The following is an 18,388-nucleotide window of genomic DNA, read 5'->3' on the forward strand; positions in this document are numbered from 1 at the left end:
GGTCGGTGAGGGCGTCGTCGCGGCTCTCGGACGAGGCCTTGGCAGCCTGGCCGGGGGCGGCAGGTGCGGCTGCCGGAGCCGCGGCCGGAGGAGGAGGAGAAGCTCCCCCGCCGCCGGAGTAGCCCATGCCGCCGAGGCCGTTGTCGAGCTTCTTTTCCTTGGCCTCCGACTCCTTGGCGCGCCCTCCTTGGGCGAGGAGCCCGAGGGGCGAATTCGGCTCGTCGGCCGGGGCGGTCGGGAGGAGCGTACGGGCGACCGGACCATGCGGGGCCTCGGTCGCGGCGGCGACGGGAGTGGCCTGCGCGACGGCTCCGGCCGGCCCATGGGCGTTCGCCGCGCCCTTGCTATCGAACTCGCGATCTTCGTTCGGCGCCGCGGCGGCGGGCGAGGGGGCACCCTCTTGGGTGACGGTGAGGGAGATGCTCTCCTTCGGCTGGCGGGTGCGGAGGAGCACCGCGCTCGACCCGATCATCAAAAGGAAGAGGGCGGCCATCGCGGTCTGCGGGCGCATCGCCCATGTCCCTGCGGCCGACACCAAGCGCGAGAGCCTCCCTCGCGAAATGGGGACGACCTTCGAGGCCTCTTCGGTGGCCGAGAGAATACGCTCTTCGAGCCCGGGCGGAAAATCGGGGGGCTCGAGCGCCAAAGCCTCGCGCGTGCCCCGCAGGCCCCCGAGCTTCTCGGCGCACGCCGAGCAGCCCGCTGCGTGCCGCTTCATGGCGGCGCTCGTCACCTCGTCGAGCTCACCGTAGAGCTCGTCGAGGATCAGGCTATCGAACTTCTCGCAATCCATGTCGGGGCCTTCGCGTCGTTTCCGTCAGTGTGCGCACGACCTCATCGGAGCGCACGGGCATAGTCCTCGTAGGCCCCGAGGGCCTCTTGGAGCCGCTCGAGGGCGTACCTCATGCGGCTCTTTACGGTATTTTCCGGCACTCCCGTGATCTCGGCGATCTCCTTGAAGGGGAGGTTCGCGACCTCGCGCATCAGGAACACCTCGCGCTGATCGTCCGGGAGCTTCGCCACGGCGCGGGCGATGTGCTCCTTCATTTCGGAGCTTCCCGCCGAGCGCTCCGTGTCCGACTTTTTGTCCGCCACGAGCTCCCCCAGGGTGCGCCCGTCGCCTTCGTCGCCCCGCGGCTCGTCGAGAGAAGGGTGCTTCCGGTGCGCCCGCTTGCGGAGCTGGTCGATGCAGAGGTTCCGCGTGATCGTGTAGACCCAGGTCGTGAAGCGGGCCTCGTTCTTGAAATCGGCCACGTTCTGCACCACACGGACGAAGGTCTCCTGAACGACGTCCTCCGCGGCGGGCCCGTTGCGGAGCTGCCGGAACGCGAAGTGGTAGAGGGCCCCTTGGTGCCGACGGACGAGCGTCGCGAAGGCCGCGCGCTCGCCTCGCTGGAACCGCGCGACGAGGGCCTCGTCGCTTTCGGCCGGAGCCGTCACGGAAGGTCTCCCCTCGAGGAGAGGGCCCCATGCGCCCACCCTCGCCGAGGCGCGAGAGCGGAGCGCGTTCGGCGCTGCCGGACACCCAGAGATTCATTTCCTTGGGGGAGGAGACGCGTGAGGGCTGACAAAGTTCTTCGAGCTCCCAGATGGCCCGTGCGGTCGTTGACGGGCGGGCATTCGACCCCGCTCGTGCGGTCGCGCCTTGGCGTAAGGCCCGACGGGGGACCGCCTGCGAAGAGCGCGAGCCCACGACACTGCCTCGTCCGAGACCTACCGCGACGGCGGGCCCGAGCCAACCGCCCGGCGCACACCGCTGAGCACCATAGCAAAGGGGTCACGTTTTCTCTCAAGAACCACGGGCGCCGCCGGCCGAGTCCCCCTCGGCGCACGCGAGCTTAGTCGAGTGGGTGACTGTAGGTCAACGTGGGCAGGCTCCGCGGCGTCCGAGTGCGAGCCAGGGCAAGCGAGCACCCGCTCTGCAGAATCCGAACGTTTCCTCGGTTGCCTTGGAGCTTGCGCCCCGACTAGACTCCGCTCCGTCGTCGGATCGCTCTACGGAGAGCTCTCTTCGCAGCGCAAAGCGGCGGCGCCCTCGGGGCCTCGGCTCCCGGTGGCCGGGTCGAGGCGGCGAGGCCTCGAACGTCACGCACTTCACGACACACTTTTTTCAGCAACGTTTGTTCCGGCCTCGAGGGCCGGAGCGCAAGGGGAGCACGCGATGCGACGTCAAGCGATTGGGCTGGCTTTCTTCATGGCCGTCGGAGTTTCGGTGACCGCGTTTGCCCAGCCCAAGGCGCCCGCGAAGCCCGTCGCGAAGGCCGCGGCGTCCGCCAGTGCGTCCCCCTCCGCCTCCGCGGCCCCCGCGGCGAGCGCCGCTCCGAGCGCGTCGTCCTCCGCGGCGGCTCCCGCGGCAGGTGCGCCCGCCGTTCCGATCCCGGCGCAGGCCGACGGCGCCACGTACTCGGTTCGCCTCCGCGATCTCGAGGCCCGCGTGGACGAGCTCAAGGACCAGATTCGCCGGAGCCACACGCGTCTCTCGCTCCTCTCCGACACCATCCTCACGGGCGGCGCGGCCGGATCGCGCGCCGAGATCATCTTCCGCAACGAGATGTCGAGCGCCTTCCGCCTCATCAAGGCGGCGTTCATCATCGACGGCGCCGTCCAGTACAACCGCCAGGACGAGACCGGCGTGCTCGCCGACCAGAAAGAGATCCCTCTCTTCAGCGGCTCGATGCCCCCGGGCGACCACATGGTGCAGGCCGTGCTCCAGTTCCAGGGCAACGGGTACGGCGTCTTCACCTACCTCCGTGGCTACAAGTTCGACGTGCGCAACGCGCACTCGTTCACCGTGGTCGAGGGCAAGTCCATCGTCGTGACGGGCACCGCGCTCGAGAAAGGGGGCGTCACGACGCCCCTCGAGCAGCGCCCGCAGTTCGAGTGGAACGAGAAGATCCAGGCGCTCGGCGCCGCTCCGGCCTCCGGCGCGGGCAAACCCGGCGCACCGAGCGGCTCGGGTGGTGTCAGCGGCTCGGTCTCCATCGGCGGAGGCAAGTAAGTGAGCCCCCGAAGGCTGCGGCACCACACACGGCTCGGGGCGCTCCTGCTCCCCGCCGTGGTGGGCTTTGCCGGCGTAGCGCGTGCCGACAGCGCGGCGGTACGGACGGCCCAGACCGAGGTCGCCACCGTCGATCAAGAGGCCGGGAGCGTGCAAGCGGCCGTCGAGCGCTCGAAGGCCCAGAAGCTCTCTCCGGAGCAACGTCTCGCGAACGGCGAGCTCTTGTTCCGCTCGAAAGACTACGCGCGGGCAACCGTCGTGTTCGGCGAGGTCCTCGAGGAGTACCCCGACACCCCCTCGTTCCCGGACGCGCTCTGGCTCCGCGGTGAGACGTTCTACGCAGCCAAGGAGTACCTCTCCGCGCGCCGCGACTACCGCGCGATCGTCGCGCGGGGGAGCGAAGGTCGGTTCCAGCCCTACTTCGGCAAGGCGCTCGCTCGCCTCGTCGACGTGTCGCTCCGAACGAACGACATCGCTGGCCTGGACGAGGTGTTCTCGAAGCTGAACATGGTCCCGCCGGCTCAGGTCGACGCGGCGCTCCTCTACGCCAAAGGGAAGGCGTATTACGCCAAGAAGGACTATGCGAACGCCACCCAGGCGCTCCAGTCCGTCGGTGTCGGAAACGCGTACGCGCACCAAGCCCGCTATTTCCTCGGCCTCGTGGCCATGAAGACCGCGCCCACGCCGGCGCCGGCCTCTCCCACGGCGCGCGCCCCGCAGAAGAGCTACAAAGCGGCCATCGACGCGTTTCGGCAGGTCGCCGAGCTGCCCCCCGACTCGGACGAGCACCGTCACGTGATCGACCTCTCGTGGATGGCGATCGGGCGCCTTTTCTACGAGATGGAGAACTACCAGCAGGCGAGCGAGGCGTACGCCAAGGTCGGTCGCGGGTCGCCCGAGTTCGACACGATGCTCTACGAGCTCGCGTGGGTGTACGTGCGCCTCGGCGACGTGCAGCGCGCCGAGCGTGCGCTCGAGGTTCTTCAGGTGTCCGACCCGGGCTCCCCGCTCGTCGGTGACGGCACGCTGCTTCGGGCCGATCTCCTGCTCCGCGCCGGCTCGTTCGACAAGTCGCTCGAGCTCTACCAGAGCGTGCGTGACCAGTTCGAGCCGATGCGGGCCAAGGTCGAGGCGTTCCTCGACGGTACCAAGGATCCGCGCAAGTTCTACGAGCGCCTCGCGGCGCAGCAGCTCGACGTGCTCGACCAGAACGACGAGCTCCCTCCGATCGCCGTGCGTTGGGCGCGCGAGGCCGAGGACGGCCCGGCGGCGTTCCGCGTGATCGACGACGTGAACCAGTGCAAGACGCTGATTCGGCAGTCGTACGTGCTCATCGACAAGCTGCTCGCGATCCTCGGCGCCTCGAACCGCGTCCGCGCGTTCCCCGAGATCGCGGCGGGCGAGGAGCAGGCCCTCGGGCTCCTGAACCGCCTCTCGCGTGCGCGCCTCGCGCTCGCGAAGGAGCTCGACTCGCAGGAGCCTTCGTCGCTCGGCGGGGAGATCGGCGAGGCCCGCGCGGCCCGTCGCCAGCTCATGGGCATGATCGGCGCGCTGCCGACCACGTCCGGCGAGTTCGCCGAGCGCGACTACGACGGCCAGCGGCAGTGGAACAAGCTCTCGCAAGAGCTCACGCGCCGCGGCGTCGAGGTCGACTACCTCCAGGCCACGGTGAACGGCCTCCGCCGCGTGCTCCGTGAGGACGCGCAGCGAGGGGTGACCCGCGATCCGGCCACGGCCAAACGCTTCGCGGACGAGCTCGAGGCGAACGAGCGCGAGCTCAAGAAGCGGCGGGACGAGATCGCCGAGCTCCGGCGCATGCTCGAGGCGGGGCGTCTCCAAGTGGGCCTCGGCGACGCGCGTTACCAGAACGACGCCCTCGCGCGGCAGCAGTTCCGTGACGCCCTCGACCGAGAGGTTCGCCTCGCGGCCCAGGGCCAAGCGGGTGGCTCGGCGGCGCAGTTCGCGGCGCAAATCACGCCGGTGCTCGCGCAGGCGAGGGCGACCGAGGACCGGCTGACCGCGGCGTTCGCGGCCCTCGAGTCTCAGGTGGCGGCGCGCGTCGGTGTGCTCAAAGAAAAGATCGAGGCCGAGCGCACCAAGATCAACGGGTACAACGTCCAGCTCGCGACGCTCGACACGGAGGCGCAGGACCTCGTCGGGCTCGTAGCCAAACGGAACTTCGAGATCGTCCGCGACAAGCTTCGCAACGTCGTCCTCCGCGCCGACGTGGGCATCACCGAGCAGGCGTGGGAGGTCCGCGAAGAGGAGCTCGACCGCGTACATACGCTCCAGACCGAGCGCGCCAAGCAGGAGACCTTGCTCGAAGAGGAGCTCCGCGAGGTCCTCGACGACTCGGGCGACGCCCAGGGCAAGCCTCTGAAGTGAGGCGCTCGACCGGCCTCGGCCGAGACCGCGCACGCGGCCGAACCGAGGTCGATTCGAGCACGGCGGGACCGTCCGCCAACGCTTCTCAAGTTTCGGACGTGGGGACTCGACGATGAAGAACATCTTGAAACGATCGACGCTCGGCCTTCTCACCCTCGGGGGGTTCGCCCTCTACGTGGGGACCGGAGCGGCGCAGCCCGCGACCCCCAAGACCGACGCGGGGGCTTCGGCGTCCGACGGAGGCGCAGCTTCGGCGTCCGACTCGGGCGCCGCCGCGCTCGCTGTGGAGGCCGGGACCCCGCTGGCGACCGGGAACCCCGACCAGATCCAGGGGATGCAGACGGCGCCGACGCAAGCCCCGTCGCTCCGCAAGTCGGCCCCGCCTCCGCCTCCGCCCACGCCCCAGCAGCTGGCGGCGCTCGAGCAGATGCGCTCGCAAATGGACGTCTACGAGAAGGGCGCGAAGGACTACCGCGACGCCGTCACGTCGATCATTCGCCTCCACTACGAGACGAAGAAGAAGGAGATCTTGGCCGGCCTCGACGGCGAGATCGTGCTCGAGAAAGCCGAGCTCCGAAAGGCGCGCGAGACCGCCATCAAGCGGCTCCAAGAGTTCATCGAGCGCTACCAGGGGCCACGTGCGCAGCCCGAGGCCACCCCCGACGCCATGTACCGCCTCGCGGCCCTCTACGAGGAGCGCGCCCGCTCCGAGGACGCGACCGAGCCGCTCGAGGTGGGCCTGAAAGACGCGATCGGGCTCTATAAGCGCATCATCAACGAGTTCCCGAAGTACCGCGAGCTCGCCGGCGTCTACTACTTCCTCGGTCACGCGTACGTCGACTCCGGCCGCACCGACGAAGGGCAGCAGGTGTGGCGCTCGCTCGTGTGCCACAACAAGTACCCTTATCCCACACCCCCCGACCCGAAGCGCCCCGACCGGGACACGGTCAACCCGCTCCCGCAGGACCACGACGAGACCTACTGGGCCGCGTGGCGCAACACGAACCGCGACCCGAAGGCCCTGAAGCGGGGCGGCGCGGACACGAAGTACACCGAGGTCTTCCCGGCCTCGTGCGAGTACCTCGCCCAGCCCAACGTGCTCCCGGGGGACGACCCGAAGTACGTCGCCGAGATCTGGTGGCAGATCGGAAACTGGGAGTTCGACCAGCTCGACCAGGGCTCGGGCTACGTCCGTGACGAGCCCGCGAGCGTGTACGGGTTCAACCGCGCGGCGAGCGCGTACACCCGGGCCATGCGGTACAGGAAGCCGCCGCTCTTCGGCGTGTCGCTCTACAAATACGCGTGGACGCTCTTCAAGCAGCAGCGCTACGAGGCGGCCACGAAGGAGTTCGTGAAGCTCCTCAACTACACCGACGAGCAGCAGAAGCTCACGGGCGACACCGGCGCCGACTTCCGCGGCGAGGCGTACACGTACATCGCGGGCTCACTCACGAACGTCGATTTCGCCGGCCCCGAGGCGGACGACCCGTACATCCAGCGCCCCGACATCATCGACACCGAGCCGCGCCCGGAGATCGCCGAGAAGAAGCTCCATGTCGCCGTCGATCGCGTCAAGGATGCGAACCTCATCCCCCAGGACAAACCCTGGACGATCGAGATCTACCGCGCGCTCGCGGGAGAGTTCCGGAGCCTGAACCAGTTCAACAACGCCATCGAAGTCTACCAGGCCATGCTCCAGAAGTGGCCCATGGACCCGACGGCCCCCGACGTCCAGAACGCCCTCGCCGAGACGTACGACCAGCTCGCGCTCTCCAAGAAGCAGGGCACGCCGGAGCACGAGGCCGCTTCGCAGAAGGCCCTCGAGGCGCGCACGGCGCTCGCGAACTACGTCGGCAACAAACCCTGGGTCGACGCCAACAAGGACAACCCGGCGGCCATCCAGAACGCCGAACGCCTCGTCCGTGGTGGTCTCCGCCAGGCGGCCGCGCAGCACACGAACAACGGCAAGGCCGCGCTCGTCGCCGCCCAAGAGACCGGCGACGCCGGCCGGCAGCTCGACCTCCTCACCCGCGCGCACGGCGAGTACAAGCTCGCCGCGATCGGCTGGGACGGTTACCTGAAGCAGGACGAGAACGCGCCCGACGCCTACGAGAGCCGCTACTGGCTTGCGGATGCGCGTCGTCAGCAGGTGCGCATCCAGGTCGTCCTCCACAAAATCCAGAAGGACAAATTCCCCGAGCCTTCGCGCAAAGAGATCGACGACGCCCTCGCGGCTGCCATCGACGTGCGCGACTCGAACGAGGACGACAAGTTCCTCGACAACGCGGCCTTCTTCGTCGTCGACATCGCCGACGTCGATCGCGACATCGCCTACCAGCGCTTCGAGGACTCGAAGGGGACCCAGGGCGTCGAGCGCCGGGTCGAGGTGAAGTTCGACGGGCCGGATCCGTCGACGCGCAAAGTCGTGGCCGACCCCGTGCCGCCGGTCGTGCAACAGAGCATCCAGGGCCGCGACGACTACGTCGCCCGCGTGCCCGCGAACCTCGACACGCAGAAACACGCGGCGGACTATCAGTTCTACGCGGGGGAGACCTACTTCCTCTACGGCCAGTTCGAGCTCGCCCGCGCGCGCTTCGAGCCGATGTACAAGGAGCACTGCGGCAAGGACGAGTTCGGCTACCGCGCGTGGGAGAAGCTCATCACGATGAGCAACCTCACCCGCGACGCGAAGCGGTCGACCGAGCTCGCGGAGGCCGAGAAGGCGAAGTCGTGCGCGGTGAACGACGCGCAGAAGACGACCGCCGGGCTCATCGTCAACCCGACCTTGCAGGAAGCCGCGTTCGTTCGCGCGCGCCTCAAGTTCGAAGAGGCGCAGAAGGCGCCGCCCGGCCCCGGGAAGGACAAGCTCTGGCGCGAAGCGGCCGGCATGTACGAGGCGGCCCTCATCGCTGCTCCGGCGCGCGACGAGGCCCCCGAAGCGGCCATGAACGCGGCCTACGCGTACAAGCAGGTCGGCGACTTCAGCAAGGCGATCGACCTCTACAACAAGTTCATCAGCGAGTACGGCAGCGAGGATCGCCTCGAGAAGCTCCAGAAGGGCGACGCGAAGGCGAAGGTGGGCCCGGACCCGAAGAAGTACGCGGAAAGGCTCAAGTATTTGGACGACGCGTACGACGCGCTCGGCACCACGTACTACTCGTTCTTCAACTACCAGCGGGCGGCCGAGACGTACGAGAAGGTCGCCAACAACGAGCGCTTCGCGCCCGAGAAGCGCAAGGTCGCCGCGAAGAACGCGATGATCCTCTACGCGAGCATGGGCCAGCGCGACAAGATGTCCGCCATGCACAAGGCGTTCATGAAGCTCTCCCCCACGCCGGAGGAGAAGGCGAACGCCGACTACCTGCTCGCCGACTACGACCGCAAGCAGTGGAACCCGCAGGGCGCCGACTCGGGCTCGAACCGCCAGTTCCGCATCGACGCCGAAACCAACCTCTCGCGCTACTACCAGACCTACCGCTCGAGCGCGCCCGCGCTCAAGTACGTGGTCGAGGCCGCCCACTCGATCTCGACGATGATGCGCGCCGCGAACGAGCCCGGTCGGGAGCGCTGGCAGAAGTCGATCATCTCGGCCTGGGAAGACTTCCGCGTGAAGGGTGGCAACGGCAAGGACGGCAAGCCCGAGGCGCTCTCGTCTCCCTTCGTCGACTACGTCGCCGAGACCGAGTTCGAGCTCATCGACGCTCAGATCAAGAAAGAGTACGACGTCGAGGCGAAGCACAAATACCAGGGCGCCGTGGCCGACGTGGTCGGCGACGGGAAGGGCAAGAAGGGGCGCTACCAAGCCAACGCCGCCGACGCCGACAAGTGGGATCAGGCGCTCGACAAGCTGGTCCAGAAGTACCCGTCGGCCGAGTGGCTGCCCGCCATGGTGGCGCGCCAGGGTTCGCTCTTCGACACCCTCCGCACCGGCCTCTTCAACCTCGTGCCGCCGCAGCTGAAGTACTTCACGCCGCAGCAGGAGGCGCAGATCAAGATGCTCGAGAACAGCGGTCGCCCCGAGCTCGAGGACAAGGCCGCCGAGCTCCGCGACACGGTGAAAGAGGGCTGGCGCACCAAGAAAGAGAAGGAGCTCAACGGCTCCGACGAGGTCATGGTTCGCCGCTACGCGACCGCCGTGGCGCTCGCGCGAAAGTTCAACGTGCGCAACGCGGCCATTCAGCGCGCCGTCGCCCGACTGGCGTTCTTCACCGAGATCATCGGCGAAGCCAAGATGCGCCAGTACGTGACGAACACGACCGACCCGACCGACAAGACGAAGAAGCTCTCGTACACCGACGGCCAGTACGTCCAGACGCGCTCGGGTCAGACGGCCGTCCCGCCGCCCTCGGGCGCCACCTCGCCGCTCCCGGCGGCCCCGTAGCCGCGAGGCCCCCAAAGGCGGTTTTTGCCGGGGGGCCTCGTTCTTGCCACGATCTCAGTGAGGGGCCCTTCTCGGCCCGTGTCTTTCGAGGAAACGTCCATGATGCTTCGCACGCTCCGCCCCCTCCGCAACGCCCTTCGAACCGGGGTGGGCCTCACGTCCCTTGTGGTCGTCTTGGGCCTCGCTGGCTCGTCGGTCGTGGCGTGCGGCGACAACCCTCCGATCAACTACCCGGCAGGTGGGCAAGACGCAGGGCCCGGCGGGAAGGTGACCGACAACGGCGGAGCCCAGGTCGGAGTGACCGACGGCGCGGGTACGTCGGGCCTCTCCGGTGCGGCCAAAGACGCCTACGACCGTGGGTTCCGCGCGTGGATGGAAGGTGACCTCGAGGGCGCCAAGAAGGGCTTCACCGATGCCTCGGCGGCCGACCCGAAGGCCCCCTCGCCGCACTACTCGCTCGGCGTCGTGCTCGAGCGCCTCGGGGATGCTTCGGGCGCGCAGCAAGAGTACCGCGCGGCGTTCAGCCTCAAGCCCGATCACGAGATCGCCATGGGAGCGTATGCGCTCTCTCTGGCTTCGAGCGGGCACGCCGGCGAGGCCGACGGGTTCTTGACGGAGAAGAAGGCGAAGAGCCCGGAGTCGGCCAGGCTCACGACGTACCTCGCCGAGGTCAAGTCGATCCAGAAGGATCACGGCACCGCGCAGCAGCTCGCGCAAGACGCGCTGCGCATGAACCCCGACTACAAAGAGGCGATGGTGACCATCGCGCGCGATCACTACCGGGCGCGTAAGATGGAGCTCGCGAAGTACGCGCTCACGGCCATCCTCGACGGCTTCGGCGAGGGCACCCCGCCGCGCGACAAGGAGAACGCCGAGGCTCACCTCATTCGTGGGCTCATCCTCCGCGAGGCCGGACGCCGCGCCGCGGCCCTCGCCGACTTCGAGGCCTGCTACGCGAAGCGACCCGATCTGGTCGAGGGTGCGATTCAGCTCGGGGCCATCAAGCTCGAGGCCGGAAACGCCGCGGAGGCGCTCCCCGTCCTCGAGAAGGCCGTGAAACACGCGCCGAAGAGCGCTCCTGCGCGCCTCAACCTGGGAGATGCTTACCGTTTGGTAGGGCGCCCGGCCGACGGCAAACGCGAGCTCGAGCAGGCGCTCGCCCTCGACTCGACCCTCGCGATCGCCCACTACAATCTCGGGCTCCTCTACCTGGTGGCTGCGAGCGTGCCGGGAATGTCCGCGGCCGATCAGGCGGGGCAGTCGATCAAAGAGTTCGAGACGTACAAAACGATGCGGGGCGTCAAGGCCGAGAAGGGCGACGACGTCGACGATCTCTTGAACCGCGCCAAGGCCAAGCAGGCCGAAATCAAGCAGGGCCAGGCGGCTCCCCCGGCTCCAGCGGCCCCCGCGGCCTCGGCGGCTGGTGGGGATGCTGGCGCGGCCCCCGCTCCGGCGGCCGGTGACGCCGGAAAGTAACGAACCGAGACGCTTGCGCTCCGCCCGTTCGAGGCGGACGATCGAAGGACGAGGTCGGACCGATGAAAAAAGTACTCTTCGCGATGGGTGTGGGCCTCCTCCTCTCGGCCATGCCCACGAACGCCAAGGCGCAAGGCAAAGGCGTCATCACCATCAACGAGGTGACGATCGTCGGCCGCGTCCAGAAGCCCGTCGCTTCGGTCGACGTCAGCAAAATCCAGGCGAAGCTCACGCTCGCCGAGCTCCGCCAGCCCTTCCTCGATCGCATCGAAGAAGCCGCTCAGCGCGATCCGTTCTGACCTCGCGCGTGCGGGCGCGGGTAGGTTCGGACCCATGATCGCGATCGTGTCGTTCATCGTCGCGCTCGTGTGCCTCGCCGCGAGCGCGCGTCGCGTTCACTTCGTACACACGGCCACGGCGTTCGACGTCGAGGTGCTCGTCCGGGAGCTCCGTGGGGACGCCGGGGCTCGTCGCGGCCCGTCGGTGACCGCGGCCCTCGCGGAGAGCGACGCGCCCTGGGAGGGGCAGGTCGCTCGTGCCGTCGGCGCGAAGGACGCGAGGTTGCGCGTCGCCGAGCTGAACGAGGCGTTCACCGAGCTCGATTTTGCGTTGTCGCGATGGTCGAGGGTGCCGCGTGTGTGTGCGAGCCTGTCGTCGAGCGTAGGGTTCTTGCTGGCGGCGTTGCTGCTCCGGCAGGGGCTGTCCGACCCGACCGCCCTGTCGGGCGACGTGCTCGAGCTCGTGACCTCGGGCCTCGTGGGGCAGGCGCTCACCGTGGTCGGGTTCGGGCTCGCGGGCGCGATCGGCTGCGCCGCGCTGAAGGCTCAGGCGGACCGAGCGTCTCGCGACGTGGCGTCGTTCGCGGACGAGCTCGTCGATCGTATCGAGGAGCTCGGGGCACGCGAGGTCGACGCGCGCGAGGGAGTGGCATCCGCCGAGAGCCCCCCTTGAGCACGCGTCGGGCCTCCGTCAGGGGGAAGCGCGTGGCCGTGCAGGCCTTCGCGCCTTGCGAGGCAAGATACGATCGAGCGTGTCGGCCCAGGTGCGCAAGACCCGCCTCCGCCGTTGGGTGTCGTCGCGGAGGAGGCTCGCGAGCCCGAGGCCGCGCATGAGATCGAGCGTGGCCTGCACGAGCTCGCGCGTCCCGGGGACCTCTTCGTCGACGCCGAGCAGGTCGACCGCGAGCTTGTGCGCTTCGCGGCCGACGTGGGCCTCGAGGGGGACGATCTGCGCGCGGAGCCGGGCGTCGGACGCGGCGCCCACCCACACCTGCACCGCCGACGAGAACAGCGGACCGAGATAGAAGGACGCGAGGACCTCGAGGGTCTCGAGCGTGGTCGAGTGCGGCCTGCCTGCCGAGGTCTCTCGTCGGAGCTCGTCGGACCGGACCTTCGCCACGTGCAGGACCGCGGCGGTCAAGAGCTCGTCCCGCGTGCGAAAGTGATGTTGCGACGCCCCGCGCGACACCCCCGCGCGCCGCGCGATGACGGCCATCGTGGCGCCCGCGAAGCCGACCTCGGAGAGCGTGTCGATGGCCGCCTCCAAGAGGCGTGCGTGGGTCCGCTCGCTGCGCTCTTGGGGTTTTCGCTCACGTTTCGCCGCCGCCATGCCCGCGGAGCGTACACCTCGGGCAGGCGGCCGGGGCCTCGAAAAACAATCGACTGCGACCGGTATCGCGCCGAAAGGGCAGAATGAACGGCATTTGTGAGGTGCCATCGGCGAAAAACAAGCGGCCTTGATTTTTTATGGCGGGCCGTTCACGATGCGTTCGCGGTCCCTCGCGTCGAAAGGCGAGGCCGCGGAGGAACGAGAGCCATGGCGGTCATTCGCAGCAAAATCGACACGAGCTCCGAGGCGTACGCGAAGAACCGCGCCGACATGCTCGCGTGCGTCGCGGAGCTCCGCGCGATCGAAGGCAAGGTGCGCGACACGGAGGAGCGCGCGCGCGAAAAATTCACGAAGCGCGGCCAGCTCCTGCCCCGCGAGCGCGTCATGCTCATGCTCGATCGCGGCTCGCCGTTCCTCGAGATTTCCACGCTCTGCGGCTACAAGCACCACGACGACACCGACGGCTCGCTCGCGGGTGGCAACACCATCATCGGGATCGGCTACGTCTCCGGCGTTCGCTGCCTCGTCGTGGCCAACAACTCCGCCATCAAGGGCGGCACCATGTCGCCGTGGGGCGTCCAGAAGACGCTCCGCGCCCAGGAGATCGCGCTCGAGAACAAGCTCCCCATCGTCCTCATGGTCGAGAGCGGAGGGGCGAACCTCCTCTACCAACAAGAGGTGTTCATCCCCGGGGGGCGCACGTTCTGCAATCAGGCGCGCCTCTCGGCGGCCGGCATCCCGCAGGTCACCGTGGTGCACGGGTCGAGCACGGCGGGCGGCGCCTACCTGCCCGGTCTGTCGGACTACGTGATCATGGTCCGCAAGAAGGCGAAGGTGTTCCTCGCGGGGCCACCGCTGCTCAAGGCGGCCACGGGAGAGATCGCCACGGACGAGGAGCTCGGCGGCGCCGAGATGCACACGGACGTGGCGGGGACGTCCGAGCTCCTCGCCGAGGACGACGTCGACGCCATCTTGAAGGCGCGCGAGATCGTCGCGAACCTCGGCTGGGCCCGCATCGACGACGCTCCTCCGAGCGAGGTCCGAGAGCCGCTCTACCCGCCCGAAGAGCTCTGCGGTGTGGTCCCGGTCGACTACCGCAAGCCGTACGACTGCCGCGAGGTCATCGCCCGGCTCGTCGACGGCTCGGACTTCGTCGAGTGGAAAGAGCGCTACGACGGTCAGATCGTGTGTGGCCGCGGCACGATCGCGGGGCACCCGGTGAGCATCATCGGCAACAACGGGCCCATCACGGACAAGGGCTCGGCCAAGGCGGCCCAGTTCATCCAGCTCTCGTGCCAGTCGAACATCCCCATCGTGTACCTGCAGAACATCACGGGCTACATGGTCGGGACCAAGGCCGAGCAGGCGGGCATCGTGAAGCACGGCTCGAAGATGATCCAGGCGGTCGCCAACGCGAACGTCCCGCAGATCACGATGGTGATCGGGGCCTCGTTCGGCGCCGGCAACTACGGCATGTGCGGGCGCGGGTTCGGTCCGCGGTTCATTTTCGCGTGGCCCAACGCGCGCACGGCGGTCATGGGTGGCGAACAGGCCGCCCGCGTGATGGCCATCGTGGGCGGCGAGAAGATGGCGAAGCAGGGCAACCCCGTGCCGGAGGAGGTGCTCCTCCAGATGGCGCAGCCCATCGTCGAGCAGTTCGACAAGGAGTCGCACCCGTTCCACTGTTCCGCGCGCCTCTTCGACGACGGCCTCGTCGATCCACGAGACACTCGAAAAGTGCTCGCCCTCGCGCTGTCCGTTTGCCGCGAGGCCGAGGCTCGCCCCCTCAAGAAGACCACGTTCGGCGTGGCACGGATGTGAAGGACCCCATGAAAAGCCCGACCCAGAAGCCCCTCCAGAAGGTGCTCGTCGCGAACCGCGGCGAGATCGCGATGCGGGTCGTCCGCACCTGCAAGAAGCTCGGCATTCGGACGGTCGCCGTCTACTCGGACGCCGACCGCGGCGCTCCGTTCGTGCTCGCCGCCGACGAGGCCGTGCACATCGGGGCCTCCCCCGCGAAAGAGTCGTACCTGGTCGCCGAGAAGATCCTCGAAGCGGCGAAGCGTTCGGGCGCCGACGCCGTGCACCCGGGGTACGGCTTCCTGTCCGAAAATGCAGAGTTTTCGGGCGCTTGCAGCGACGCAGGGCTCGTGTTCATCGGCCCTCGGCGCGACGCGGTGCGCCTCATGGGCAACAAGCGCCAGGCGAAGCTTCGCATGATCGAGGCCGGCGTCCCGTGCATTCCCGGGTACGAAGGCAAAGACCAGTCGGATGACGTCCTCCTCCGCGAAGCGGATCGGATCGGGTACCCCGTGATGATCAAGGCCGCGGCGGGCGGGGGAGGGCGAGGCATGCGCCTCGTACACGAGCGCTCGGCCTTCGTCGACGCGGCGCGGTCGGCGAGGGCCGAGGCCGAGAACGCGTTCGCGAGCAGCGAGCTCATCCTCGAGAAGGCGGTCATCGGAGCGCGGCACGTGGAGATCCAGGTGTTCGCCGACGCCCACGGGAACGTGGTGCACCTCGGCGAGCGAGACTGCTCCGTGCAAAGGCGCCATCAGAAGGTCGTCGAGGAGAGCCCGTCGCCGGCCGTCGGCCCGGAGCTGCGCGCGCGGATGGGAGACGTCGCGGTCAAAGCGGCGAAGGCCATCGACTACCTCGGCGCGGGCACGATCGAGTTCCTCCTCTCGCCCGCGGGCGAGTTCTACTTCATGGAGATGAACACGCGCCTCCAGGTGGAGCACCCGGTCACGGAGGCCATCACCGGCGAGGACCTCGTCGAGTGGCAGCTCCGGGTGGCGGCGGGGGAGCCTCTCCCGCGCAAGCAGGACGAGATCGTATTCTCGGGGCACGCGATCGAGGTGAGGCTCTGCGCCGAGGACCCTTCACGTGAGTACATGCCGCAGACGGGCACGATCGAGCGGCTCGTTTTGCCCGACGTAGGCCTCGCGCGCTTCGACCATGCGCTCGCCGAAGGGCGCTCCGCGAGCCCCTTCTATGACTCGATGCAGGGCAAGCTCATCGCACACGGTAGGACACGCGACGAGGCACGAAAGAAGCTCTCGGAGGCGCTCACGCAGCTCGCCGTGCTCGGCGTCGTCACGAACAAGGCGATGCTCCTCCGGGTGCTCGAGCACCCCGCCTTCGCGAGCGGCGCGTACGACACCTCGTTCGTGCCGACACACTTCGGCGCGGCCGTCCTCGCGACGGCGTTCGCTCCCACGCCGGGAGACTTCGCCATGGCCGCGGCCGTCCTCTACCGCCTCGAGGCCGACGCGCTCGCCGCGCGCACGGGGCTCCCGGGCGAGCTCCGTGGGTGGAACAGCGCGCTCCCATGCCCGTCGACGGTGCGCCTCGTCGAGGGCGACGTCGAGCACGTGGCGCACGTGACCCCGCTCGACGCGACGACGGTGAGCGTGGTCGTCTCGGGGACCAAGCTCGTCGCGACGGTGGTGCCGACGGCGTCGGGCGAGGTGCTCGTGACCGTGGACGACCACTCGGTCCGCGTGCGCGCGCACCTCGACGGAGCGCGCCTCTGGCTCGACGCGGGCGACGTCCCACGGGTCTTCGAGGACGTCACCTACCGTGGGAAGGGCGCGGCGGACGGCGAAGGGGACGGCACTCTCACGGCGCCGATCGACGGAAAGGTCCTGCGGGTCGCGGTCAGCGAGGGAGAGGTCGTGAAAAAGGGGCAGCTCGTGGTCGCGCTCGAGGCCATGAAGATGGAGTTTTTGCTCACGGCGCCCTTCGACGGGACGATCGCGTCGATCGGCGTCTCCGCGAGCGCGCAGGTCGGCGCCCGCGCGGTGCTCGCCGTCGTGAAGAAGGCCGAGCCCGCCGCGGGGTGACGACGCGCCCGGGGGGGCTCGTCGCCCGGGGCGTTCCATCGTAGATTCGTGGCGATGGCCGACGCGAAGAGGACCGTCGTCGTCTCCGTGCTCGGGACGCAGCTCGATTCGGGGAAGGGGCCCTCCCGGTGGGAGCGCTGGCGCCCCTCGGTCGCCCTCTGCCAACACGACGACCTCCTCGTCGACGAGCTCTGGCTCCTCTTCGAGCCGAGAGCGCAGGGGCTCGCGTACCTCGTCCGCGAGGACATCGCCCAGGTGTCGCCGGACACCCAGGTCCACGTCGAGCCTTTTGCGCTCGGCGATCCGTGGGACTTCGAGGAGGTGTACGGCGCGCTCTTCGACTTCGCCGCGGCGCGCGCGTTCGATCCGGCGAAGGTCGACCTCTACGTCCACATCACGACGGGCACCCACGTCGTGCAGATTTGCCTCTTCCTGCTCACCGAGTCTCGGCACCTCCCCGGAAGGCTCCTCCAGACGTCGCCTCGCGACCCTCGTGGGGAGGGTTCGGAGCACTCGGCGCGGGGCACGTTCGGTGTGGTCGACCTCGACCTCGAGCGCTACGAGGCCATCGCGACGCGCGCGCGCGCCGAGCACTCGCGCGGGGAGGCCATCCTCAAGGACGGCATCGCCACACGGAACGCCGCGTACAACTCGCTCGTCGCGAAGGTCGAAGAGGTCGCCGTCCGCTCGAAGGCGCCGATGCTGTTCCTCGGCCCGACGGGCGCGGGCAAGAGCGCCCTCGCGAGGCGCGTCTTCGCGTTGAAGAAGGCCCGGCAGGGGCTCTCGGGGCCCTTCGTCGAGGTGAACTGCGCCACGCTCCGCGGCGATCTCGCCATGAGCACGCTCTTCGGCCACAAGAAGGGAGCCTTCACGGGCGCCCTCTCCGATCGCGACGGCCAGCTCCTTCGGGCTCACGGGGGGGTGCTCTTCCTCGACGAGATCTTCGAGCTCGGCGCCGACGAGCAGGCCATGTTGCTCCGGGCGATCGAGGACAAGACGTTCGTCCCGATGGGGAGCGATGTCGAAAAGACGAGTGATTTTCAGCTTTTATGCGGTACGAACGCCGATCTCTTCGCCGCCGCTCGCGAAGGGACGTTCCGCCCCGATTTGCTCGCGCGCATCGACCTTTGGACGTTTCGGCTCCCGTCCCTCCGTGAGCGTGTCGAGGACATCGCCCCGAACGTCGAGCACGAGAGCGCGAGGGTGGGCCGGCTGCTCGGGAGGAACGTGACGTGGACACGCGAAGCGCGCGACGCGTACCTCGCGTTCGCCACCTCGCCCCGCGCGGCGTGGCCCGGGAACTTCCGCGACCTCGGCGCGAGTGTCACGCGGCTCGCGACCCTCGCGACCGAGGGGAGAATCACCCGCGAGAGGGTGCTCGAGGAGATCGCGGCGCTCGAGGCGCGCTCGTCCGGAGTGCCCCAGGACCCCTCGGAGTCGCTCGTCGGTCGGGTGCTCCCGGGCGTGCCGCTCGACCGGTTCGACGCCGTCCAGCTCGCCGACGTGCTTCGGGTGTGCAAAGAGGCGCGCACGCTGAGCGAGGCTGGGCGCGTCCTCTTCGCCGCGTCGCGCTCGAAGAAGACGAAGAGCAACGACGCCGATCGGCTACGAAAGTACCTCGCTCGGTTCGGCCTGGAGTTCGTCGCGGTGCGTGAGGCGCTCGCGTCCGGCGGCTGAGCTCCGGCGCGAAATCGC

At 68.8% G+C, this 18,388-nt stretch carries 10 protein-coding genes and 3 pseudogenes; 9 read left to right on the plus strand and 4 right to left on the minus strand.

Going from position 1 to position 18,388, the window contains the following annotated elements:
* Window positions 1–3: 3 nt before the first annotated feature.
* From IPK71_19095 to IPK71_19105, 3 genes and pseudogenes are all read right to left on the minus strand, one after another.
* Window positions 4–88 (minus strand): annotated as a pseudogene (locus IPK71_19095) (OmpA family protein).
* A 594-nt stretch (window positions 89–682) separates the two neighbouring features.
* A pseudogene (locus IPK71_19100) lies at window positions 683–793 on the minus strand (zf-HC2 domain-containing protein).
* 41 nt (window positions 794–834) lie between these two features.
* Window positions 835–1,440 carry an RNA polymerase sigma factor gene (locus IPK71_19105; GenBank protein MBK8215843.1) on the minus strand — a complete coding sequence of 202 codons (606 nt, stop codon included), beginning with the start codon at window positions 1,438–1,440 and terminating at the stop codon, window positions 835–837.
* A 772-nt stretch (window positions 1,441–2,212) separates the two neighbouring features.
* Between IPK71_19105 and IPK71_19110 the strand changes: the two genes are divergently transcribed.
* The 6 genes and pseudogenes from IPK71_19110 to IPK71_19135 all read left to right on the plus strand — a co-directional run bounded on the left by IPK71_19110 (window position 2,213) and on the right by IPK71_19135 (window position 12,191).
* Entirely contained in the window at window positions 2,213–2,998 is a 786-nt protein-coding gene (locus IPK71_19110) for a hypothetical protein (GenBank protein MBK8215844.1), read from the plus strand.
* Window positions 2,999–5,383, plus strand: coding sequence for a tetratricopeptide repeat protein (locus IPK71_19115; GenBank protein ID MBK8215845.1), 2,385 nt, complete (start codon window positions 2,999–3,001; stop codon window positions 5,381–5,383). It begins immediately after the preceding gene.
* A 112-nt stretch (window positions 5,384–5,495) separates the two neighbouring features.
* A complete protein-coding gene (locus tag IPK71_19120; GenBank protein MBK8215846.1) occupies window positions 5,496–9,764 on the plus strand; it encodes a tetratricopeptide repeat protein in 4,269 nt (1,422 codons plus the stop codon).
* Between the two features lie 99 nt (window positions 9,765–9,863).
* Window positions 9,864–11,240 carry a tetratricopeptide repeat protein gene (locus IPK71_19125; GenBank protein MBK8215847.1) on the plus strand — a complete coding sequence of 459 codons (1,377 nt, stop codon included), beginning with the start codon at window positions 9,864–9,866 and terminating at the stop codon, window positions 11,238–11,240.
* A 119-nt stretch (window positions 11,241–11,359) separates the two neighbouring features.
* Window positions 11,360–11,539, plus strand: a pseudogene (locus tag IPK71_19130) (hypothetical protein).
* A 34-nt stretch (window positions 11,540–11,573) separates the two neighbouring features.
* Complete coding sequence (locus IPK71_19135; GenBank protein ID MBK8215848.1) at window positions 11,574–12,191, plus strand: hypothetical protein; 618 nt, start codon at window positions 11,574–11,576, stop codon at window positions 12,189–12,191.
* 18 nt (window positions 12,192–12,209) lie between these two features.
* Here IPK71_19135 and IPK71_19140 read toward each other — a convergent pair whose 3' ends face one another.
* Window positions 12,210–12,848, minus strand: a complete 639-nt coding sequence (locus tag IPK71_19140) for a TetR family transcriptional regulator (protein MBK8215849.1) — start codon at window positions 12,846–12,848, stop codon at window positions 12,210–12,212.
* A 207-nt stretch (window positions 12,849–13,055) separates the two neighbouring features.
* Here IPK71_19140 and IPK71_19145 point away from each other — a divergent pair, with 207 nt between their 5' ends.
* From IPK71_19145 to IPK71_19155, 3 genes are read left to right on the plus strand one after another with little or no spacing between them, the layout of a single operon-like run.
* On the plus strand, window positions 13,056–14,669 hold the full coding sequence (locus IPK71_19145) for an acyl-CoA carboxylase subunit beta (GenBank protein MBK8215850.1): 1,614 nt from the start codon (window positions 13,056–13,058) through the stop codon (window positions 14,667–14,669).
* A gap of 8 nt (window positions 14,670–14,677) precedes the next feature.
* Window positions 14,678–16,693, plus strand: coding sequence for an acetyl-CoA carboxylase biotin carboxylase subunit (locus tag IPK71_19150; GenBank protein MBK8215851.1), 2,016 nt, complete (start codon window positions 14,678–14,680; stop codon window positions 16,691–16,693).
* Between the two features lie 54 nt (window positions 16,694–16,747).
* The gene (locus IPK71_19155) at window positions 16,748–18,370 is read left to right on the plus strand and encodes a sigma 54-interacting transcriptional regulator (GenBank protein MBK8215852.1); all 1,623 of its coding nucleotides are present in this window, start codon (window positions 16,748–16,750) and stop codon (window positions 18,368–18,370) included.
* The last annotated feature ends 18 nt before the right edge of the window (window positions 18,371–18,388 follow it).

Source organism: Myxococcales bacterium, assembly GCA_016712525.1.
Classification (GTDB): domain Bacteria; phylum Myxococcota_A; class Polyangia; order Polyangiales; family Polyangiaceae; genus JAAFHV01.

Coding starts and splice junctions, on each gene's coding strand:
- IPK71_19135 (MBK8215848.1), top strand. CDS start 11,574: ATGATCGCGATCGTGTCGTTCATCGTCGCGCTCGTGTGCCTCGCCGCG.
- IPK71_19150 (MBK8215851.1), top strand. CDS start 14,678: ATGAAAAGCCCGACCCAGAAGCCCCTCCAGAAGGTGCTCGTCGCGAAC.
- IPK71_19145 (MBK8215850.1), top strand. CDS start 13,056: ATGGCGGTCATTCGCAGCAAAATCGACACGAGCTCCGAGGCGTACGCG.
- IPK71_19155 (MBK8215852.1), top strand. CDS start 16,748: ATGGCCGACGCGAAGAGGACCGTCGTCGTCTCCGTGCTCGGGACGCAG.
- IPK71_19125 (MBK8215847.1), top strand. CDS start 9,864: ATGATGCTTCGCACGCTCCGCCCCCTCCGCAACGCCCTTCGAACCGGG.
- IPK71_19140 (MBK8215849.1), bottom strand. CDS start 12,848: ATGGCGGCGGCGAAACGTGAGCGAAAACCCCAAGAGCGCAGCGAGCGG.
- IPK71_19120 (MBK8215846.1), top strand. CDS start 5,496: ATGAAGAACATCTTGAAACGATCGACGCTCGGCCTTCTCACCCTCGGG.